The sequence below is a fragment of the Tardiphaga sp. 768_D3_N2_1 genome (genome assembly GCF_052076105.1).
In the GTDB taxonomy this organism is placed as follows: domain Bacteria; phylum Pseudomonadota; class Alphaproteobacteria; order Rhizobiales; family Xanthobacteraceae; genus Tardiphaga.
The window spans coordinates 5,170,687-5,191,736 of record NZ_CP197245.1 but is presented as its reverse complement, the minus strand read 5'-3'; the positions used below and the strand labels follow the sequence as shown (position 1 = coordinate 5,191,736).

Below are 21,050 nucleotides of genomic sequence, written 5' to 3'. Positions count from 1 at the left end.
GCTGCAGCATGTCACTGCCATACGCGCTGCCAGCGTTGTGCTGACAAGCCTCTTTTTAAGTGCCTGCGAGCAAAACACTTTCGTGCCGCCGCCGCCGCCGAAAGTTGAAGTCGCGGTCCCTGTGCAGCGCGGTATCACGCGCTTCCTCGAAGCGACAGGCAATACAGCACCGATCAAGAATGTCGATCTCGTGGCGCGCGTTCAGGGCGTTCTGCAGTCGATCAACTATCAGGACGGCTCCTTCGTGAAGCAGGGCACGACGCTGTTCACGATCGAGCCTGAGACATACCAGTTGAAGCTGGAACAGGCGCAGGCTGCGGAAGCCGGTGCGCAGGCATCTGCGAAGCAGGCGGAAACGGACTTCAAGCGCCAATCAGACCTCGTGTCCCGACAAGTTGTCTCTCAGTCAACGCTCGAGCAATCGACAGCGACACGCGAAAACTCCCAAGCCAATCTGCAACAGGCGCAAGTCAACACCAAGATTGCAGCCGTCAATTACGGCTATACGAATGTCATCGCTCCGTTTGACGGCATCGTCAGCGCGCACCTGGTGTCGGTTGGCGAACTGGTTGGTGTCGCGTCGCCGACACAGCTTGCGACGATCGTGCAGCTCGACCCGATTTATGTGAACTTCAACGTCAATGAACAGGACGTGCTGCGCATTCGGGATGAAGCCCGGCGACGGGGGCTGACGGTGAGCGATCTCAGGCAGTTGCCGATCGAGATCGGATTGCAGACCGAGACCGGTTTCCCGCACAAGGGCCAGATCGATTACATTGCGCCTACACTCAACCAGTCGACCGGAACGCTTCCGGTGCGAGGCGTGCTGCCAAATCCGAATCGCATCCTGTTGCCGGGCCTCTATGTCCGCGTTCGCGTGCCTATCGACAAGCAGGACAACGCCCTGCTGGTGCCGGATGTGTCGCTCGGCAGCGATCAGGCCGGGCGCTATGTGCTGGTCGTGAATAGTGACAGTGTCATCGAGCAACGCAAGGTCGTGACCGGCCCGCTGGAAGGTGAGCTTCGCGTGATCGAAAGCGGTCTGAAACCGGATGATCGCGTCGTCATCGCTGGCCTGCTGCGTGCCATTCCGGGGCAGAAGGTCGATCCGCAACTGAAAAAGATCGAAGCACCGACACCGACGAAATAGGACAGGCCATGATTTCGAAGTTCTTCATTGAACGGCCGGTCCTGTCCAATGTCATCGCGTTGCTGATGATCCTGATCGGTGGCGTCTCGCTCTATGGCCTCGCTGTCGCACAATATCCCGACGTGGTGCCGCCGACCGTCCAGGTGACGACGCGCTATCCCGGCGCCAGCGCCAAGACCATCATCGACACGGTTGCGCTGCCGATCGAGCAGCAGGTCAATGGCGTCGAGGACATGCTCTATATGCAGTCCTACAGCGCCGCCGACGGCACCTATTCGCTCACGGTCACGTTCAAGATCGGCACCGACCTCAATTTCGCGCAGGTGCTGGTGCAGAACCGCGTATCGAGCGCGCTGTCGTCGCTGCCGACCGCCGTGCAGAATCAGGGCGTTACCGTTCAGAAGAAGTCGACGGCGATCTTGTTGTTCGTGACACTGACGTCGCCAAAGGCGACCTATGACAGCCTGTTCCTGAGCAACTACGCCACGATTAACATCCGGGACGAGCTGTCGCGTCTGTCGGGGGTTGGCAATGTGACGGTGTTCGGCGCCGGCCAGTATTCGATGCGGATATGGCTCGATCCGAACAAGCTGCAGGTGCGCGGGCTGATGCCGCAGGATGTCATCCAGTCCATCCAGCAGCAGAGCCAGCAGGTTTCTGCAGGGCAGATCGGCATGCCGCCGACGCCTGCGGGCCAGGCCTTCCAGTACACGCTGAACATCAACGGGCGGCTGGATGATCCCGGTGAATTCGAGGACATCATCGTCAAGACCGGCGACAATGGCGATGTCACACGGGTCCGTGACATCGGGCGTGTCGAACTGGGTGCGCAGACCTACAGCCAGATCTTCTCGCTCAACCAGAAACCGGCCGTCGGCATCGGCGTGTTCCAGTCGCCGGGCGCCAATGCGCTCGAGGTGGAAAAGGCTGTCGAGAAGAAAATGGCCACGCTGGCCACGCAATTTCCCGACGACATCAAATACGACACGCCCTTCGACACCACGAAATTCGTCCAGGCATCGATCAACGAGGTCTACAAGACCCTCATCGAGGCCGGTCTGCTTGTGCTGGTGGTCATCCTGATCTTCCTGCAGGACTGGCGCGCGATGCTGGTACCCGCGACCACGGTGCCGGTGACGATTATCGGCGCCTTTGCGGCGATGGCGGCGCTCGGTTTCACGATCAATCTGTCGACCTTGTTCGCCATCGTTCTGGCCATCGGCATTGTCGTCGACGATGCCATCGTCGTTGTCGAAGGCGCGGCCTACAATATCGAGCAGGGCATGTCCGGCCACGACGCTGCGATCAGTGCCATGGACAAGCTGTTCGCTCCGATCATCGGCATCACGCTTGTGCTGATCTCGGTATTCCTGCCGGCGGCATTCCTGCCCGGGCTGACCGGGCGCATGTATGCGCAATTTGCACTGGTCATCGCGGCTACGGCGCTACTCAGCGCCGTCAATGCAGCGACGCTGAAGCCGACGCAATGCGCATTGTGGCTACGCCGCCCGGTGCCGCCGGAGAAGCGCAATTTCTTCTATCGCGGGTTCAACAAGGTCTACGATCGGCTCGAACGGGGCTATGCCGGCCTGATCGGTCGCATGGTCGCGCACAGCAATCTCTCGGTTGTCCTGGCATTGATCCTGATCGGGATCGGCGGTTACGGCCTGTCCCGGATTCCCACCGGCTTCATCCCGATCGAGGATCAAGGTTATCTGCTGGTTGCAGTCCAGTTGCCCGATGGCGCCGCGCTGGACCGGACGCAGCGTGTACTCGATCGGGTCAGCGAGTTGGCCGCGAAGACGCCAGCGGTGGAGCAGGTGGTTACTATTGCTGGCATCTCGGCGCTCGACAGCAGCTCCAGTCTGGCCAATGCCGGTGTCGCCTATCTGATCCTGAAGGAATGGAGCGAGCGCGGACCGGGGCAGGATCTTCGTTCGCTGTTCGTCGGATTGAACGAGAGCCTGTCGGTGATTCCAGAGGCGCGCATTCTGGTGATCCCGCCGCCGCCTATTCAGGGCATCGGCAATGCGGCGGGCTTCGCCATGCAGATCGAGCTGCGCGATGGCAATGCCGATTACAGCAAGCTGCAGGCGATCACCGGGGCGATCGTAGCCAATGCGCAAACGCAGAGCGCTTTGCAGCGCGTCAGTTCGCCGTTCCGCTCGATGGTGCCGCAGTTCGATATCGAGATCGACCGTATCAAGACCCAGACCCTGCATGTGACGACGGATCAGGTGTTCTCGGCCCTGTCGTCCTATCTGGGCTCGTCCTTCGTCAACCAGTTCAACAAGTTTGGCCGCACCTTTCAGGTCTATACACAGGCGGATGCCAAATTCCGGCTGACCGCCCGGGACATCGAGAACCTGATGGTTCGCAACCAGCAGGGAAACATGATCCCGCTTGGCACCGTGGCGAAGATTACGCCTGCCGTGGGGCCGTCGCTGATCAGTCTCTATAATCTCTATCCGACGGCGGCGGTGATCGGCCTGCCGGCACAGGGCTACAGTTCCGGGCAGTCCATGGCGCTGATGGAGCAGATTGCGGCGAAGACTCTGCCTCCGGGGACGGGCTTCGAATGGACGGCGATGTCATATCAGGAAAAGATCGTCGGCAATCAGCTCTATTACGTATTCGGTCTTGCGCTGTTGCTCGTCTATCTGGTGCTCGCGGGGCAGTATGAAAGCTGGTACGCGCCGATTTCGGTGATCCTGGCCGTGCCGCTGTCATTGCTCGGCCCGATGGCGGTACTCACAGCGCTACGGATCGAGAATAATCTCTACACCCAGATAGGCATTATCCTTTTGATCGCGTTGTCAGCGAAGAACGCGATCCTGATCGTCGAGGTGGCGATCGAACTGCATGTGCATGATCGCAAGCCGCTACTGGAGTCGGCGGTCGCAGCTGCACGCGCGCGATTCAGGCCGATCCTGATGACGTCCTTCGCCTTCATTCTCGGCGTGCTGCCGCTGGTGCTTGCGACGGGCGCCGGCGCCAACGCCCGCAAGTCGATCGGCATCACCGTATTTTCGGGCATGCTCGCCTCGACCTGCCTTGCCGTCCTGTTCGTTCCGACCTTCTTCGTCGTCGTCCAAAGATGGGAGAACTGGCGCGCCAGCCGCAAGGCAACGATACCTGCCAGTTCGACTGCCGGTGCCGGCGGCCCCAACGCGTAGCCGGCCGTGACGTTCGTTTCAGATGCGTCGTGCAGGCTGTTCTTACCTTCGCAGCACCGCGATCATCCGGCTGGCAAAGGCCAGCCGCTCTGCCATGACGGACACGAAATAGGTCAGTAGCTTCTGGCTCAAGGCTGGATGGTTCTGCTTGATGTCCTCGAAGGCGTCGGCACGCAGCAGATACAGCACGCTCGCAATTTCTGCCTGGATGGTGGCGCTGCGGGGGGCATAGGCGACGAGGCCCATTTCACCCACCGTCGTGTAGCGTCCGAGGCTGCGTACCCGCGTCAGCTTGCCATCGCCTGCGGGCACCATAATGCCGACCCGGCCGTCGAGAATGAAGTGCATGGAATCGGCAGCGTCGCCGGCCTGAACGACGATTTCGCCGGCGCCGACCTCGACGCGCTGGCAGCGTCGCATCAGTTCTTCGGAATCGTCGGCCGTGCGCAGGATCTTGGTGAACCAGTCGCGCAAGTTGGCTTCTTCTTCGGCGAGCCCGCGATGCCTGACGATCACCTCATTCTCGCACCACTCCAGCGCGTGATCGAGTTCGCCCATGACCTTGACGGCCTCGTCGATAAACAGGCTGGCACGTAAATTGCGATTGGCTGAGGGATGAAGATTGGCGAGCACCAGCGTGGTGCCGTGGCCTTCGGCGATGCGCTTGATCTGGGCGAAGCTGTGGGCCGCCGACGAGTCGATACCGGTCACCAGCTTGAAGTCGAACACCAGATAGCGGCATTCGGGATGACGGCGCAGCAGCGCCTTGACGTGCAGATACAGTCGGTTGGCCGAGCCGAAGAACAAATAGCTCTGCAGATTGAGACCCTGTATTTCGAGGCCATGCGCCGCCAGCGTGCGCTGGTCCTCAAGTGACCGATCAAGCGAACTGCGATACTCCGAGCCATCGAAACCGTATTTGATCGAGGACACTCGCGACACGCTGAGCGCGAAGGTGGTGCAGCCGATCACGATGCCGATCAGCACGCCGGCCACGAAACCCCAGGTGAGAATAATGACGATGATCGCCAGCAGCGACAGGTAATCGAGCAGCGAGAGCCGCTTACGGGAATCGATGATCCAGCGATGAAGTTGCTCTAGGCCGAGATACAGCAGCAGGCCACCGAGCACGAAGCGTGGCATATAAGCAAGCAGCGCGGGGTCGACGACGAGCATCAGCGCGGCTGCCGCGGCGACGGTGAGGCCCGAAAGCCGCCCGGTAGCACCGCTGTTGCGATTCAGGAGCGAGCGGCTGATCGAAATGCAGCCGGCATAGCCGCCGAGTACACCGGTCAGGATATTGGCCGCCCCGGTCGCATTGAGCTCGCGTTCGATATCGGCTTCCCGATGTGCGGCGACTTCGAGGCCCGTCGTATTGAACAGGGTGCTTACGGCCGTCACGAAGATCACAGCGATGAAATTGCCGATGAGTCCGGGAAGCGCCCGCCATGGGTAGCCGTCGCTGAAGAACGCCCAGGGCAAGGTCAGGCTGGCTTTCGGCGGCGATGCGAACGTCCAGCCGATTGCCTGGGCCTCGATTACCGATACGCCTGAGATCCGGAAGACGAGATGCGCAGCTATGACGCTCCCGAGAAGAATCATCGGCAGGCCCAGTGGCTTACGGGACCGATGCCAGGTCGCATAGATGGTCAGTGCCACGGCTGCGGCGGCCAGCAATTCGTAGAGCGTCATGGGATTGGCGAGTTTTGCCAGGTTCGCCCATTGCAGCTTGTGGCCGGTGATCACCTGAAAGGCGCCGGCGACAATCAGGCTGGCGGTGGCTCCGAGAAAGCCGCCGATGACCGGATAGGGCACATAGCGGATCGCGCGTCCCATGCGGGTAACGCCGAAGCCGCACAGCACGATGCCGGTGATGATCGTGGCCGAGGACAGGGTGATGAGTACCGGGCCGAGCAAGGCAGACGGTGCATCGGCCGTGACGATGTGCTCGACCAGGGCTGCCGCCAGGATGGCGGTGACGGCCGCAGTAGAGCTCTCGGGGCCGGCGACCGCGAAGGGAAACGAACTGCCGAGCGCGATCACGGCGGCGATGACGCTTGCAGAGATGAAGGTCGCGGCGATGCCGTAGGGCAGCAGCGAGGCCAGCGGCCCGGTGAAGATCAGCACCGAATAGGACAGGCCGAAGCTGATGGTGAGGACGCTGGCGATTAGGCCGCCGAACACGTCATTACGCCATGCGCGCAAAACATCTGGGCTGACAAGGGAGTCAGCCATGGGCGGCCACTTTCAAGGCGGAGAGGATGCTGGAGGCGGGCCAAAAGTATGTCACGCGCGAACCTGTAGGAGCGCTGCACGACAGGCGCAATCGCCGCCGTCTCTGGTAGACGACGGTGAGATGTACGGACAAGACTATTTTTATGACAGTCCGCTGGAAGGACGGTCAGACGCTCGGAGTTCGGTTCGGGACCCTTGGGCCGAACGCCAACTGTGTATGGTCGTTCACACCCGGATTTCCGGATCGGGCTCAGCTGACCACAAGTTCATGCCCGGTCAGGCGCCGATAGGCTTCCAGATAACGCTTGCTGGTGGCGTCGATCACCTCGGCGGGCAGCGGCGGCGGCGGGGCTTCGCCGTTCCAGCGGCCGGCTTTGCGCTCGATATCGAGATAGTCGCGCAGTGGCTGCTTGTCGAAGCTCGGCTGCGGCTGGCCCGGCTTATAGACGTCGGCGGCCCAGAAACGGGAGCTGTCCGGGGTCATCACCTCGTCGATCAGGATGATGCGGCCGTCGGCTTCCTTGCCGAATTCGAACTTGGTGTCGCCGATGATAATGCCGGCCTCGCGGGCGATCTCCTCGCCCTGGCTATAGACGGCGCGGGTCATGCTCTCGAGCGTGAAGGCATCTTCCTCCCCGATGATCTCGCGCATCCGGGCGATGGTGATGTTCTCGTCATGGCCGGTTTCGGCCTTGGTCGCCGGGCTGAACACCGGTTCGGCGAATTTCTGGCTTTCGAGCAGCCCCGCTTCCAGCTTCTCGCCGGCCAGCGTGCCTGACGCAGCATATTCCTTCCAGGCCGACCCCGAAATGTAACCGCGAATCACGCATTCGATCGGGAACACGGTGGTGCGCCGGCACAGCATGGCGCGTCCGGCCAGCGCGGCGCGATGGCCCTGGAGCGCCGGCACCTGCCTGATGATCTCGTCGGCATCGGCCGAGATCATGTGATGGGGCACCACGCCGCCGAGCTGGTTGAACCACCAGGCGCTGATCTGGGTGAGCACCGCGCCCTTCATCGGGATCGTTTCGTTCATGACAACGTCGAAGGCGCTGATGCGGTCGGTTGTCAGCAGCAATACGCGGTCGTCGCCGACGGAATAGATATCGCGCACCTTGCCGCGACCGATCTTGGGGAGTGGGAGATCGCTGGTGGCCATCGTGGTCATGTCAGGGTCTTTCGAAAGCAGAATCGTCCGGCGTCTGGCCGGTGGCGGCGTGATGAAGGAGTGAGCCTATTCCGGCAGTGGGATGAATTCGTGTTCGTTGGGCACATGGGCGAAGCGGCCGGTCTTCCAGTCCTCTTTCGCCTGCTCGATGCGCTCCTTGCTGGAGGATACGAAATTCCACCACAGATGCCGCGGACCTTCCAGCGCATCGCCGCCGAGGAACATCATGCGGGTATTGCGTGTCGCCTTGATGGTGATCGCGTCGCCGGGCCGGAAGATCAGCAGTTGCGGTGCTTCATGGCGATCGCCGGCGATCTCGATCTCGCCATCGACGATATAGACCGCACGCTCTTCATGGTCGGGATCGAGCGGCACGCTGGTGCCGGCCTCGACGGCGACTTCGGCATAGAACCATGGCGACACCATCGACACTGGCGATGATTTGCCGAAGGCGCTACCGGCGATCACGCGCGCGGTGAAGCCGGTATCGGTGATGGTTGGCAGGCTCTCGGCGGCATAATGCTGGAACGAGGGCGCGATCTCTTCGGAGCCCTTGGGTAGCGCGATCCAGCTCTGCAGGCCGAGCATCTTCTGCCCGCTCGCGCGCTGCACGTCGGGCGTGCGTTCGGAATGGGCGATGCCTTTTCCGGCCGTCATCAAATTCATGGCGCCCGGCTGGATCTCGCGGATATTACCCTCGCTGTCGCGATGCATGATGGCGCCGTCGAACAGATAGGTCACCGTGGCCAGGCCGATATGCGGATGCGGTCGCACATCCATGCCCTTGCCGGAAATGAACTGCATAGGCCCGAAATGATCGAAGAAGATGAAGGGACCGACCATCTGGCGCTTGCCATGGGGCAGGGCGCGGCGGACGAGGAAGCCGTCGCCGAGATCGCGGGTACGCGGTACGATCACAAGCTCCAGCGCGTCGCAGGTCTGCGCGTCGCCGAGGATCGGATCTTCTGATGGTTGCCAGCTCATGAGGGCTCCGTGGGGTTGGAGCCATCATAGCAGCATTTGGCGGGGCGGGTAAAACGGGCTCAGCCCGGATGGATCACTCCGTCCGGACTGAGGAATGGCTGTGCTTACAGCGGCTTGATCTGGACCTTGCGGAATTTCACCACACCGGAGCCGTATTGCAGGGCGATCGGGCCAGCGGCGTGCTTGGTGTCCTCGACGTCAACAGTCTTTTCGCCGTTCAGGATCACGGTGAGCTTCGGGCCCTTGGCGGTGATCTCGTAGGTGTTCCACTTGTCCGCTGCCTTGGGCATCGGATTGACCTTGGCCACATCGACGATGGCGCCGGTGCCATAGGACGGGTCGGGCCGCTTGTCGAAGATGTTGACCTCGTAGCAGGTCTTGCCGTCGATCACTTTCGGGTTGTCGCAGCGGATGAAGATGCCGCTATTGGCTTCGGCATCGGTCCAGAACTCGGCCTTGATCTGGAAATCCTTGTAGGGTGTCTTGCTGACGAGATAAGCGAGATCCTTGCCGGAGAGCAGCTTGTCGGCGGCGAGCGCCCCGTCCTTCATCTCCCAGTTGGCGTCGCCAACCTTGTCCCAGTCGCCCATCTTGGTGCCGTCGACCAGCGTGACCCAGGCGTCCGATTGGCTCGATGCCGATCTGATCATGTTAAACGCAGAAAGGCCGATCGCGACGCAGGCCGTGATCGCGGTGATGCGATTCATAAAGGTCTCCTCCCGTTTGCTTTTTATTGCCGTGACGTTAGCCACGGGAGGACTGGGTTGTAAATCTACTTCACATTGTGCAGTGCGCTAACGCTTGATGCTTTGTGCTTGGCTGCAGGGCCGCGAGCCGGTCGCGTGTCCAACAGCACTTTGTGTAGCGCCTGGACGTTCGGCGAAGCCGCGCCCTTGCGCCAGATCAGCACGGTCTCGGCGTGATTTTCTCCGCGCGGCAGGCGATGCACGGTGAGCCGCTTGCCCTCCGGGAATGTCGATAGCACGCTTTCCGGCAGCAGCGCGATGCCCATACCCGCGACTACGCAGCCGAGCATGGCGTGATAGGAGCCGAGTTCGATGGTGCGCTCGGGCATCTCGCCGCGCTTTGCATACCAGTCTTCCAGCCGCTTGCGATGCGGGCAGCCGTTCTCGAACACCAGTACCGAGCGCGGTGCGCTGTCCGTGCGGCCGATCGGCGGATGGCGTGGCGATGACACGATCACAGGTTCTTCGTCGAACGCATGCATGCGATCGAACGGCGCCGATGCAACCGGCTCGGCCACGAAGGCGGCGTCGAGATCGCCGGCGAGGATGCCCTTCGCGAGTGTCTCTGGATTACCGATGCGCATTTCGAGCTGCACATCGGGATAGCGACGGTGAAATTCATTGAGCGGTCCGGGCAACCGTACCGCTGCGGTGCTCTCCATGGCGCCGAGGCGGAAGATGCCGCGCGGCCGCGGGTCCTGCACCGCGTCTCGGGCCTCGTCGGCAAGTGCCAGCAGCCGGTCGGCATAGCCGAGCAGCGTTTGCCCTGCAGGCGTCAGATGCAGGCGCTTGCCCTCGCGCACGAACAGCGCCGTGCCGAGATCGTCCTCGAGCTGGCGCACTCGCGTCGTCACGTTGGACTGCACGCGATGCAACCGCTCCGCGGCGCGCGTCACGCCGCCTTCGCGTACCACAGCCCGGAAGATACGCAACTCGGACAGATCCATGCATCTCTCCATGAGATCAAGATGATCTTGATTATTCATTTTATGGGATGAAATGCGCCGGGTAAACCCGCCATGGCCAACGTTACCGCATAAGCAGAGAGGGGCGGACATGATCGACAATGAACCCAAACCGCACGCGCATGACGTCCGCTGCCTGACGCCGCTGCAATGGACCGCGCTGAAGCAATGCATCGTCCAGCGCGCCCGTGCCGAGCGCGGCCGGATGTTGCGTTTGGTCGCGATCGCCGCTGTCGCAGCGCTGTGCCGCGGCTGGCGCCGCCCGCGCGAGCGGCAACAGGCGCGCAATGAACTGCGCGCCATGAGCGACTACGAATTGCGCGATATCGGCGTGACCCGCGCCGGCATTGATGCGGTGACCCGCCGCGACGCGGTCGATGCGACGCAGGGCGCGCCACAACGATCACAGCAAAACTGGAGAGCCATGATGTCGAAAGCCTACTGGATTGTCCGCGTGTCGGTGCGCGACGAGACTCGTTACCCGGAATATCTCGCAGCGGCCAAGCCGGCGTTCGACAAGTTCGGCGCACGGTTCATCGTGCGCGGCGGCGCTTTCGAAACCATGGAAGGCGCCGCCCGGGATCGTAATGTGGTGGTGGAATTTGCCGACCACGCGACAGCAACAGCCTGCTACCGCAGTCCGGAATACGAAACTGCGAAAGCCATTCGCCAGAAATACGCTGAGGCCGACTTCATCATTATCGATGGCGTCTAATGCCTTTTATCGTCCCAGCGCGGTGGCGGTCGCAACGCGGTCGAAATTCTCGAGCGAGAGAATGGCGTCGGCGAATTTCTCGGCGCGATTGTTCAGTACGGGGCGTGCGAGCTGCAGGAACTTCTGCTGCATGGCCGCAGCATCCGGGAACGAAGTCGGCTCGCCCGACGGATCGGCATAGATGCGTTCATGCATGCCGTCTTCGGTGTGGATGCTGACGCGGGCGCCGAACGGATGGCGCTTGCCTTCGAGGCGTTCGTCCTGAACCACGTCGAAACGATCGGCCAGCGCGTCGATGGTCTTGTCGCCGAGGCGCTTGTAGTCGTCCCAGCCGAACGAGCCCTGATCGAGTGCCAGCGCGCCGGTGAAGAACATCGAAAACTGGCCGCCGACGATGGAGGTCGGGTGGCGCTTGGTGGCGGCGTCGCCGGTCAGGGTAATGCCGTTGCGATGCAGGCCGATCTCGACGCGCTTGACCTGGTCGGGCGTGAGATTGTGCTCACGGCGCATCGCGACCAGGGCGTCGATGGCAGCGTGGGTATAGCGGCAGCTCGGATAGGGCTTGATGCCGATCTTCATGGTCTCATAGACCGAGCCGAGATCGGCGACAGCCTTCTCCGGATGCGCGTCGTCGCTATAGCCGACCAGCAGGCCGTGCTTGCCCTCGACGGATTCTGTCGCGCCGATGAATTCGTTGCGCGCCAAAGTCGCGGCGATCACACCGTTCATGGCGGCGGCGCCGACCTGATAGCGCTTGTTCCAGGCGCCGTTGACGAGGAATTGCAGCGAGCCTGCCGCCTGGCTGCCCGACACGCCGAAGGCCGAGATGAGCTGATCCTTCGAGAGGCCGAACAATTTGCCGGCGGCCGCCGCGGCGCCATAGGTGCCGGCCGTCGCAGTGGGGTGGAAACCCTTGGCATAATGCGAGGTCGGGTCGAGCGCGTTGCCGAGCCGGCAGCAGACCTCATAGCCGGCGACGATAGCGGTCAGCACCTGCTTGCCGGAGGCGCCGACCATTTCGCCGACGGCGAAGGCGGCGGGCACCACGGGAGCGCTGGGATGCAGCGAGGAATCGGCATGGGTGTCGTCGAAATCGAGCGAGTGGCCAAGCGCGCCGTTGAGCAGGGCGGCGACGGCCGGCGTCCAGGTTTTGCTGTCACCAAACACGGTGGAATCGCCCTTGCCGTCCAGCGACAGGGTTTCCAGCATCTTGAGCAAGGAGGGGGTGGATTCGGCCTCGCTGCGGGCACGGATCGTGCTGCCGAGATAATCGAGGGTGAGGACCTTGGCGCGTTCCAGCACGTCCCGCGGTATGTCGTCGAATTTCAGGTTTGCGACATAGGCGGCAAGCGTTGCAGTCTCATTGGCCATTGTGTTTCCTCACTCTTATTGAAATAGCCTTAAGCGGACCAAATCGGCGTTTCAAGCCGGCAGGACGACGCGTGGATCAGCCATGCCGAAACCGGTTCGCCAAAGTTCGTTTCAGGGATCAATTTGGACATGTCCGCATCGAAGCGAATTCTCGGCTTCCTGAAACGGGTGATTGCCTTCTTCGGGGAGCGGAAGGTCGAACTCGGCCTCGGCGTCCGGGTGACCACAGCGGCGCTTGCTGCGCTGATCGTGGCCCTGACCGTTGGGCTGAAACTGCCGCTGTGGGCTGTGCTGACAGCCATCATCGTCACGCAAATGAGCGTTGGGCGCTCGCTGAAGGCGACGCGCGATTATCTGGTCGGTACGATCGGCGGCGCCATTTATGGCGGCGCGGTTGCGATCCTGATCCCGCATTCCAATGAAGGCGCGCTGCTTGCCGTTCTGGTGCTGGCGGTGGCGCCGCTGGCCTTCATCGCGGCGATCAATCCAAGCCTCAATGTCGCGACCGTGACGGCGATCATCGTGCTGCTGCTGCCAATGATGAATCACAATACGCCGCTGGAATCTGCGGTCGACCGCGTGCTTGAAGTCACGGTGGGCGCTATTACGGGTCTACTAGTGTCGTTCCTCGTGCTGCCGTCGCGGGCGCATAGCCAGGTCCGGGCCAGTTCGGCAGAGGCGCTCGATCTGATCGCGACGGCGCTCACGGAGTTGCTGGCTTCGCTGACGCGCGGGCGCGACAATGAGGCGCTGCACCGACTGCAGGATGGCATCGGTCATGCTCTTACAAGTCTGCAGGCGATTGGAGCCGAAGCCGAGCGCGAGCGTGCGGCGCATCTGTCCCGCGGCCCCGATACAGGTCCGTTGCTGCGTACGACGCTGCGGCTGCGGCATGACCTGGTGATGATCGGCCGCTCGACCGTGGTGCCCTTGCCATCCGCGCTTCAGGTTCGTCTTGCGGGCCCGCTGTCGCGCGTGAGCGATGCCATGGCGACGTTTCTGCATTCGATGGCCGTGGCGCTGCGCAGCGGCACCGGCGCGCCGGCGATCTGGCCGGTGCAGACGGCACTACAGGCCTATGCGGGAGAGGTCGCGGCGCTTCGTCAGGAAGGTCTGACGCGCGGATTGCCTGGCGATGTCGCCGAACGCTTCTTTGCCATCGGCTTTTCGCTGGAGCAGATGCGGCAGAATCTGAAGGATCTCGAACGCTGTGTCGCAGAATGGGCGGCTGCGGACCCGGATCCGGTCAAGGAGCCTATTGACGTGACCTGAGCGTCGCCAGAGCGTGGAGTTGAAGCTTTTCCGGGTCGCGCTCGCCGCGCGACGCTTCATCAAGGATGCTGCTTGAGAGCAGCTGAACGGCATCCGACGAAATCCGCAGTGGCAATTCGTCGAGGCAGAGATCCAGCGCCGTCGACATCGCAGCCACCGTCGCCGGGCCGAACGTCTGGTTTCGCGGGTCGTCGGCCTGCGGCGCGAGATCGGGCGACGCCACATCGCGAATGCGGGCCGACAGCCGCGTGGCTTCGGCGAGCACCCGCAGGTAAATCAGTCCGGCCTCGCCGAGTGCGTCTTCGTCGGTTTGCCCGGATCTCGCAACAGCGACAATGCGTGCCGCAAGACGGCGGCGGTTCTCGGCTGTATCGGCCGCTTCACCTTCATGCGCGACAAAAGGCTGCCATGCAGCGTCGAACGCGCGTGCCAGCGTCACCTTCAGCTCGTCATTCTGCGGGTCGATCTCGGATGTCATGCGGATTAACGGGTGGCGGTGGCACCAGTTCCCGCTTTGGTTGATAAATTCAGCGGGTTACCTGCTGCAGCATGGAACGGACCACCATCCGGTGAAACGGCTTGATGACCGCCAGATAGATGCGTCCGAGCCAATTGTGCATCAACACCACGGTGGTTGCCGTGACGCGCTGGCCGGCGCCCTCTGCTGCGACATCGATCACGACGCGGAAATCGAGATGGTTGTCGTTGAAGCCTGCGACCAGACGCTGTGGCGTCTGGCTGAGCACCGGGAAGAAGCCGACTTTGTCGATATCGGCTTGGCGCGCAGAATGTGCGGTCTTCAGTCCGAATGGCGCGACGATCAGATCCCGCAGCCGCATCAAGGCGTCCACCCAGCGCGGGGAGCGGCTGAGCATGCGTTCGGCGGCCTCACGGGCAGTGAGGTTCGTCGCGATGGAGATGCTGAACGCGTCGGCGAATTGTGCACCGCTCAAAAGGCTGTTGGTATCGATTGTCGGGTGAACCATCGAGACGGTCATCAGGACCTCCGTAAATATCAGGCGCGGCGCGCGGCGGTTACGCCGCTCTGCAGCATAACATGTCTTTGCGTCCGGCGCTGGATGCTCCCTAAGATGACGAAAAAATCAGGGAGGACTTGGAATGGCTTGGTTCAGGCTTGCTCCGCTCTGTCTGGCGCTGCTCGCGCCCCTCTCCGTGTCCGCGCAGGACTATCCCACGCGCCCCATTACACTCGTCGTGCCATTTGCCGCAGGCGGCAGTTCCGACGTCAATGCGCGGCTGATTGCCGAACAGATGAGCCGGCATCTCGGTCAGCCCATTGTGATCGAAAATATCGGCGGTGCGGGTGGCGCTGTGGCGCTGGCCCGTATCGCGCAGGCGCCACCTGACGGCTACACCATCGTGCAGGGCAATAGCGGCACCAATACCGCGGTCTATCTGTTCACGCCTGATGTGAAATTCGCGCCGTCGGATTTCGCCAGCATTGGCATGTTCAACAAGAGTTCGGCCATGGTCGCCATCCGGCGCAATTTCCCGGCGGAGAATCTCGCGCAATTCATCGCCCATGCGAAGCAGAACCCCGGCCGTCTCAATATCGGTCACTCTGGTGTGGGGTCGCAGAACTATCTGTTCTGCAAGGCGTTCGTTCAGGCTGCGGGCATCGATGTCACGCTGGTTGGCTATCGTGGTGGCGGTCCGGCTCTGAATGATCTGATTGGCGGGCAGATCGATGGCATCTGCGACTCCTCTGCGTCGGTGACCCCGGCGATTCAGAGCGGTCTTATTCGCGCCATTGCGCTGGCAGCCCGAACGCGACTTCCGCATTTGCCTGACGTCCCGACTGCGAGCGAGGCCGGATTGCCGCAATTTGAAATATCCGGCTGGTATGCGCTGTTCGCGCCGAAGGGCACACCCGCGCGGATCATTGAGAAACTGAACGCCGCGATGCGCTCGGCCGTCGCCAGTCCCGATTATCAGAAGCGGCTCGACGATCTCGGCTCGATGCCCGCCGCGGATGCCGAAATGGCGCCGGCCTATCTCGCGGCCTTTGTGCCGCAGGAGATCGAGCGGTTTCGAAAGATGCTTGCTGACAGCAAGTGATCCAAAGTTGGATGACCTATGCAACGGTATAGTATGGCCGTCATCGCTTTGATGTTATAAGGGTTCCAGTTCGGCTACCGGTGGGGGAATGCGTTGGCTTACGATCGTTCGACCGTTGAAGCGGTCATCCAGCATTATTTCGACGGCCTCTACGAGGCTGATGCCGATAAGCTTGGCGCGATCTTTCATCCGAGTGCAGATCTGCGCTGGGTCGAGAATGGCGAGCTGAAAGTGTTGGCCATGCCGGACTGGATGGCCATGGTCCGCAAGCGCAATTCGGGCAAGGTCGAGGGCAAGGCGCGCGAGGATTTCATCGTCACGATCGATCGCTCCGACGACAAGACGGCTTTCATCAAGGTGCGCTGCCAGCTGCCGCCGCGTTACTTCACCGATTACCTCATCGCGATGAAGCTCGCCGATGGCTGGCAGATCGTCTCGAAATCCTATCGTTACGACGTGAAGGACTAACAGGCGCCCTGCCTGCTCCTGCAGAGGAAACAGGCCAGGTTCGGTTGTGTTGCTTTGATTATAAGTATCAAAAATTGCGACTGATTCCGGTTGGAATCCGTTCGCGGACTTGACCTAAGTCAATTGGGGCGGCGGCGCAGTGAGCTAGTCGTGATGGCGTGGGAAGCTGTGCAGATCAGGCGCTGTGCGTCCTGCCTGACGAGCCGGTGCGAGACGAGCAGGGGATATCCGGATGATCGCGCAATTGACCAAATCAGAACGGCATCTCGCGTTGATCATCCTGCTGGCCCTCACGATTTGCGGTCTCGCGATGGCTATCGCCGGCCGCCAGGATCCGCTGGGCGTCCATGGCGCGATTGTCATGCTGGCCGGGATCGCCGGCATCTTCGGTGTCATTTATGTCTATTACGAGCCGGAGCCCGACGAGGCCCGGCTGGCACTGTATTACGACGACCCCACCAAGGTCGCGATCATCCTGGCGATGATCTGGGCTGTGATCGGCATGTTCATCGGCGACTGGGTCGCCTGGCAGCTGGTGTTTCCCAATCTAACGTTCGATGCAGGCTGGTCGAGCTTCGGCCGCATCCGGCCCGCGCATACCAGCGCGGTGATCTTCGGCTTTGGCGGTAATGCGCTGATCGGCACGTCGCTCTATGTGCTTCAGCGCACCTCGCGTGCGCGGCTGCCGGATCAGGTCAGCCCGTGGTTCGTGCTGCTCGGCTACAATCTGTTCTGCGTGCTCGCTGCTACCGGCTATCTGATGGGCGTCACCCAGTCGAAGGAATATGCCGAGCCGGAATGGTATGTCGATCTCCTGCTGGTGATCGTCTGGGTCGTCTATTTCATCATCTATCTGCGGACGCTGGCGCGGCGGAAGGAGCCGCATATCTACGTCGCCAACTGGTACTACATGGCCTTCATCCTGGTGGTGGCGATCCTGCACACCTTCAATAATCTGGCGATGCCAGTCTCGTTCGGTCACGCCAAGAGCTATTCGGCCTTTTCCGGCGTGCAGGATGCGATGACCCAATGGTGGTACGGCCACAACGCCGTCGCCTTCTTCCTCACTGCCGGCTTCCTCGGCATGATGTATTATTATCTGCCGGTGCGCGCGGGTCGGCCGATCTATTCCTACCGGATGTCCATCATCTCGTTCTGGGGCATCACCTTCATGTATATGTGGGCGGGCTCGCATCATCTGCATTATACGGCTCTGCCGCAATGGGTGCAGACCCTCGGCATGACCTTTTCGGTGATGCTGCTGGTCCCATCCTGGGCGTCGGCCGGCAATGCGCTGCTGACGCTGAACGGCGCCTGGTACAAGGTGCGCGACGATGCGACGCTGCGCTTCATGATGGTGGCCGCGGTGTTCTACGGCCTCACCACGTTCGAGGGATCGTTCATGGCGATTCGCTCGGTGAATTCGCTATCGCATTACACCGACTGGACCGTCGGTCATGTCCATGCCGGCGCGCTCGGCTGGGTGGCCATGATCACCTTCGGCTCGATCTATGCGTCGGTGCCGTGGCTGTGGAAGCGTGAGCGGATGTACTCGCCGGCGCTCGTCGAATGGCACTTCTGGCTCGCTGTCGCTGGCCTCTTCACATACGTCTTCGCGATGTGGAATTCAGGTATCATCCAGGGCTTGATGTGGCGCACCTATAACGACAGTGGCACGCTGTCTTACTCCTTCATCGAAACCGTGGTTGCGATGAAGCCCTACTATGTCGCGCGTGCGATCGGCGGCCTCCTGTTCCTGGCTGGTGCTGTCGTCGGTTCCTACAATATCTGGATGACGATCCGTACCGCCGGTCAGCCGGTCGACGAGCGTGCGGCGGATCTTCCGGTGGCACAACCCGCGGGCGTGCCTGCGCTGCAGCCGGGAGAATAGTGATGGGTTTCCTCGGTCTGCATTACAAGCTCGAACGCAAGACGATGAGTCTCGCCATCGGCATCATCATCGCCGCCAGCATCGGCGGTCTCATCGAAATCGTGCCGCTGTTCACGATCCATCAGACGGTGGAAGACGCACCGGACATGCGCGTCTATACGCCGCTCGAGGTTGCGGGCCGAAACATCTACATCCGCGAGGGCTGCTACGCCTGCCATTCGCAGATGATCCGCACATTGCGCGACGAGGTCGAGCGTTACGGGCCATATTCTCTCGCGGTCGAATCCAAATACGACCACCCGATGCTGTGGGGCTCGAAGCGTACCGGACCGGATATCGCGCGCCTCGGTGGCAAGTATTCCGACGAATGGCACGTCAAGCATCTGATCAATCCACGCGATGTGGTGCCGGAATCCGTGATGCCGCCTTATGCCTATCTCACGCGCGCCAAGGCGCGGATCGACGATCTCGGCCTGCATCTTGCCGCGCTTCGCAAGGTCGGCGTGCCTTATACGGACGAGATGATCGCCAATGCATCCAACGATGCCTATGGCCAGACTTCACCGGATACACCCTTCGCCGAAGGCGTCACCAAGCGCTATGGCGAGGCAACCAATGTGCGCGCCTTTGACGGTCAAGCTGGCGAGCCGACGGAGATGGATGCGCTGGTCGCTTACTTGCAGATATTGGGCAAGCTGACTGATGCGGCTCACAAGGCCAAAACGGCTGCAGCGGGAGAGTGACGATGGAGCATGAGACCACCGTCTGGTTCGCGAAGTCCTTCGGGCTGTTCTACCTGATCGCCATGTCGATTGGCGTGGTGGTCTATGCCTACTGGCCGAAGAACAAGACGTCGTTCGACTCTGCAGCGCAGTCGATCCTCGACCCCTCTGTTGAGGACAAGCCATACGAGGCGAAGCGATGGCAGTAGAGGAACGCGATCCCGTCTCCGGTTATCTCACCACCGGCCACGAGTGGAACGGCATCAAGGAACTGAACACGCCGGTGCCGCGTGTGGTTTACTTCTTCCTCTGGGCGACCTTTCTCTATTCGGTCGTTTACTGGATCCTGATGCCGGCCTGGCCGCTGGGCGTGACCTACACCAAGGGCCTGCTCGGAATCGACCAGCGCAATATCGTTGCGGAGCAGCTCAAGGACGCGACCGTGGAGCGCGCCAGGTGGAGCAAACTGATCGAAACCGAAAGCTTTGAGGCGATCCAGGCTGACAAGCGGTTGATGACGATCGTGCGGCAGACCGGCGCGACGTTGTTCGGCGATAATTGCGCGGCCTGTCATGGCCGCACCGCCGAGGGCGGCAGCGGCTTTCCAACATTGGTGTCTCAGGCCTTCCTATGGGGCGGCACACCTGATGCGATCGCCGAGACGATCCGCGTCGGCATCAATTCACCGCACAAGGATACGCGGACCTCGCAGATGCCGGCCTTCGGCCGTGACGGGATGCTGAAGCGCGAGCAGATCGATGATGTCGTCGACTATGTCCGCAGCCTGTCGAATCCCGCAGTGGCCAAGGCGATCGCGCCTGCGAAGCTCGCCAGCGGCAAGGCGGTGTTCACCGACAACTGCGTCGCCTGCCATGGCGAGAACGCGACCGGCAATATCGAACTCGGTGCGCCGAACCTGCGCGACAATTTCTCGATCTATGGCGGTGACGCCCAGTCGGTCTTCACCACTGTCTGGGGTGGCCGGCAAGGCCATATGCCGAGCTGGGATTCGCGGTTGTCGGCGCTCGATCGCAAGATTCTCGCGCTCTATCTCGTCAACCTCAGGGCTGCCGGACCATGAGTGCAGCAGCGAAGCACGTCAACGCGAAGGTCTGGATCTGGATGGCGGTTGCTGCCGGTCTGCTGCTGGTGCTGATGGCCAATGTTCATCTGGTCTATGTGGCGTTCTCGTCGCAGCCCGATTGCATCGATCACGTCAGGCGCGGCGCCAGTGCCGCGGAAGTCGGCAAATTCAGTGCGGCATCCTCGTCATGCACACCGCGTCATTGAGATTGCGAGGTTGAAGATGGATCTTCCAGCCGTTGCCCCTCCGTTGCCACCCTCAGCGTCGTGGAATCGCCATGTCGCGCCATCCGTCGCTTTTGACTGGCTCAAAGCCGGCTGGCGCGATCTGACGATTTGGCCATCTGTCAGCCTCGCATATGGCGCGTTGGTTTTTGTTATCTCGGTCGTGCTGGTCGGCGGGCTGTTCGCCTTCGGCTGGGACTACATCCTGTTTCCGGCCTTTGCCGGCTTCATGGTGGTCGGCCCGGTGCTCGCCATCGGGCTCTATGAGAAGAGTCGCCGGATCGCCGCCAATGAGCGGGTGTCGCTACTGCAGATGATTCTCGTCCGGCCGAAGTCAGGCGGGCAGGTGCTGTTTGCGGGCCTCTTGTTGTGCTCGCTGATGCTGGTCTGGATCCGCGCCGCGGTGATCATCTACGCGCTATTTTTTGGCATGAACCCGTTTCCCGGCCTCGATGGTGTTGCGGCCATGCTGTTCACTACACCCGTCGGCTGGGCGATGCTGATCGCTGGCACCGCGGTCGGCGGCATCTTTGCGGCATTCTCCTTTGCGATCAGCGTGTTCGCCATTCCCATGCTGCTCAACGAACGTGTCGATGCGCTCACCGCCATGGGCACGAGCATGGGGATGGTCTGGGCCAATCTGCCGGTCATGCTGACCTGGGCGGGAATCGCCCTGGCTTTGTTCTTGATCAATGTCATGACCGGTCTGCTCGGTATGATCGTTGTGTTTCCCGTGCTTGGTCACGGGACATGGCACGCCTATGTGGCGATGAAGCCAGGTGTTGAGGTGACTAGCTAAA

The 21,050-nt window shown here is 61.6% G+C and carries 20 protein-coding genes and 1 pseudogene; 13 read left to right on the top strand and 8 right to left on the bottom strand.

Annotated elements, in window-relative coordinates; all coding sequences use genetic code 11:
• Nucleotide 1: 1 nt before the first annotated feature.
• Both AB8A27_RS24355 and AB8A27_RS24350 read left to right on the top strand, forming a co-directional pair.
• Nucleotides 2-1,150, top strand: coding sequence for an efflux RND transporter periplasmic adaptor subunit (locus AB8A27_RS24355; protein WP_441245006.1), 1,149 nt, complete (start codon nucleotides 2-4; stop codon nucleotides 1,148-1,150).
• Between the two features lie 8 nt (nucleotides 1,151-1,158).
• Nucleotides 1,159-4,326, top strand: coding sequence for an efflux RND transporter permease subunit (locus AB8A27_RS24350; RefSeq protein ID WP_441244124.1), 3,168 nt, complete (start codon nucleotides 1,159-1,161; stop codon nucleotides 4,324-4,326).
• Between the two features lie 42 nt (nucleotides 4,327-4,368).
• On the opposite strand, the gene AB8A27_RS24345 is transcribed toward AB8A27_RS24350, so the two are convergent.
• The 5 genes from AB8A27_RS24345 to AB8A27_RS24325 form a co-directional block, all read right to left on the bottom strand.
• Entirely contained in the window at nucleotides 4,369-6,561 is a 2,193-nt protein-coding gene (locus AB8A27_RS24345; protein ID WP_441244123.1) for an SLC26A/SulP transporter family protein, read from the bottom strand.
• Between the two features lie 250 nt (nucleotides 6,562-6,811).
• On the bottom strand, nucleotides 6,812-7,729 hold the full coding sequence (locus tag AB8A27_RS24340; RefSeq protein ID WP_441244122.1) for a phosphoribosylaminoimidazolesuccinocarboxamide synthase: 918 nt from the start codon (nucleotides 7,727-7,729) through the stop codon (nucleotides 6,812-6,814).
• Nucleotides 7,730-7,795: 66 nt separating this feature from the next.
• Nucleotides 7,796-8,713, bottom strand: coding sequence for a pirin family protein (locus tag AB8A27_RS24335; protein ID WP_441244121.1), 918 nt, complete (start codon nucleotides 8,711-8,713; stop codon nucleotides 7,796-7,798).
• Nucleotides 8,714-8,817: 104 nt separating this feature from the next.
• Nucleotides 8,818-9,363, bottom strand: coding sequence for a 3-keto-disaccharide hydrolase (locus tag AB8A27_RS24330; protein ID WP_441245005.1), 546 nt, complete (start codon nucleotides 9,361-9,363; stop codon nucleotides 8,818-8,820).
• Between the two features lie 122 nt (nucleotides 9,364-9,485).
• A complete protein-coding gene (locus tag AB8A27_RS24325; protein WP_441244120.1) occupies nucleotides 9,486-10,406 on the bottom strand; it encodes a LysR substrate-binding domain-containing protein in 921 nt (306 codons plus the stop codon).
• A gap of 52 nt (nucleotides 10,407-10,458) precedes the next feature.
• Between AB8A27_RS24325 and AB8A27_RS24320 the strand changes: the two are divergent.
• Nucleotides 10,459-10,755: pseudogene (locus AB8A27_RS24320) on the top strand (DUF1127 domain-containing protein); the annotation flags it as partial.
• Nucleotides 10,756-10,851: 96 nt separating this feature from the next.
• Nucleotides 10,852-11,139, top strand: a complete 288-nt coding sequence (locus AB8A27_RS24315; RefSeq protein ID WP_441245004.1) for a DUF1330 domain-containing protein — start codon at nucleotides 10,852-10,854, stop codon at nucleotides 11,137-11,139.
• Nucleotides 11,140-11,145: 6 nt separating this feature from the next.
• On the opposite strand, the gene AB8A27_RS24310 is transcribed toward AB8A27_RS24315, so the two are convergent.
• Nucleotides 11,146-12,510, bottom strand: coding sequence for an MmgE/PrpD family protein (locus tag AB8A27_RS24310; RefSeq protein ID WP_441244119.1), 1,365 nt, complete (start codon nucleotides 12,508-12,510; stop codon nucleotides 11,146-11,148).
• 129 nt (nucleotides 12,511-12,639) lie between these two features.
• On the opposite strand from AB8A27_RS24310, the gene AB8A27_RS24305 reads away from it, so the two are divergent.
• Entirely contained in the window at nucleotides 12,640-13,782 is a 1,143-nt protein-coding gene (locus AB8A27_RS24305) for an FUSC family protein (RefSeq protein WP_441244118.1), read from the top strand.
• Here the strand turns inward: AB8A27_RS24305 and AB8A27_RS24300 are convergent.
• Both AB8A27_RS24300 and AB8A27_RS24295 read right to left on the bottom strand, forming a co-directional pair.
• The gene (locus tag AB8A27_RS24300) at nucleotides 13,766-14,260 is read right to left on the bottom strand and encodes a hypothetical protein (RefSeq protein ID WP_441244117.1); all 495 of its coding nucleotides are present in this window, start codon (nucleotides 14,258-14,260) and stop codon (nucleotides 13,766-13,768) included. The two genes, AB8A27_RS24305 and AB8A27_RS24300, sit on opposite strands and share 17 nt — an antisense overlap.
• Before the next feature lie 49 nt (nucleotides 14,261-14,309).
• Nucleotides 14,310-14,780 (bottom strand): DUF2867 domain-containing protein, encoded by a 471-nt coding sequence (locus tag AB8A27_RS24295; protein WP_441244116.1) that lies wholly within the window; start codon nucleotides 14,778-14,780, stop codon nucleotides 14,310-14,312.
• Nucleotides 14,781-14,901: 121 nt separating this feature from the next.
• Between AB8A27_RS24295 and AB8A27_RS24290 the strand changes: the two genes are divergently transcribed.
• From AB8A27_RS24290 to AB8A27_RS24255, 8 genes are all read left to right on the top strand, one after another.
• A complete protein-coding gene (locus tag AB8A27_RS24290; RefSeq protein ID WP_441244115.1) occupies nucleotides 14,902-15,861 on the top strand; it encodes a tripartite tricarboxylate transporter substrate-binding protein in 960 nt (319 codons plus the stop codon).
• A 93-nt stretch (nucleotides 15,862-15,954) separates the two neighbouring features.
• Complete coding sequence (locus tag AB8A27_RS24285) at nucleotides 15,955-16,329, top strand: nuclear transport factor 2 family protein (protein WP_441244114.1); 375 nt, start codon at nucleotides 15,955-15,957, stop codon at nucleotides 16,327-16,329.
• A gap of 232 nt (nucleotides 16,330-16,561) precedes the next feature.
• The gene (ccoN, locus tag AB8A27_RS24280; protein WP_441244113.1) at nucleotides 16,562-18,220 is read left to right on the top strand and encodes a cytochrome-c oxidase, cbb3-type subunit I; all 1,659 of its coding nucleotides are present in this window, start codon (nucleotides 16,562-16,564) and stop codon (nucleotides 18,218-18,220) included.
• A 2-nt stretch (nucleotides 18,221-18,222) separates the two neighbouring features.
• Nucleotides 18,223-18,963: a cytochrome-c oxidase, cbb3-type subunit II gene (gene ccoO / locus AB8A27_RS24275; protein ID WP_441244112.1), complete on the top strand. Its 741-nt coding sequence runs from the start codon at nucleotides 18,223-18,225 to the stop codon at nucleotides 18,961-18,963.
• Nucleotides 18,964-18,965: 2 nt separating this feature from the next.
• Nucleotides 18,966-19,151, top strand: a complete 186-nt coding sequence (locus tag AB8A27_RS24270) for a cbb3-type cytochrome oxidase subunit 3 (RefSeq protein ID WP_349509566.1) — start codon at nucleotides 18,966-18,968, stop codon at nucleotides 19,149-19,151.
• Entirely contained in the window at nucleotides 19,142-20,023 is an 882-nt protein-coding gene (ccoP, locus tag AB8A27_RS24265) for a cytochrome-c oxidase, cbb3-type subunit III (protein ID WP_441244111.1), read from the top strand. The genes AB8A27_RS24270 and ccoP overlap by 10 nt, the downstream gene beginning before the upstream one ends.
• Nucleotides 20,020-20,232 (top strand): hypothetical protein, encoded by a 213-nt coding sequence (locus AB8A27_RS24260; protein ID WP_441244110.1) that lies wholly within the window; start codon nucleotides 20,020-20,022, stop codon nucleotides 20,230-20,232. The genes ccoP and AB8A27_RS24260 overlap by 4 nt, the downstream gene beginning before the upstream one ends.
• Nucleotides 20,233-20,248: 16 nt before the next feature.
• The gene (locus AB8A27_RS24255) at nucleotides 20,249-21,049 is read left to right on the top strand and encodes a DUF2189 domain-containing protein (protein WP_441244109.1); all 801 of its coding nucleotides are present in this window, start codon (nucleotides 20,249-20,251) and stop codon (nucleotides 21,047-21,049) included.
• Nucleotide 21,050: the final 1 nt, after the last annotated feature.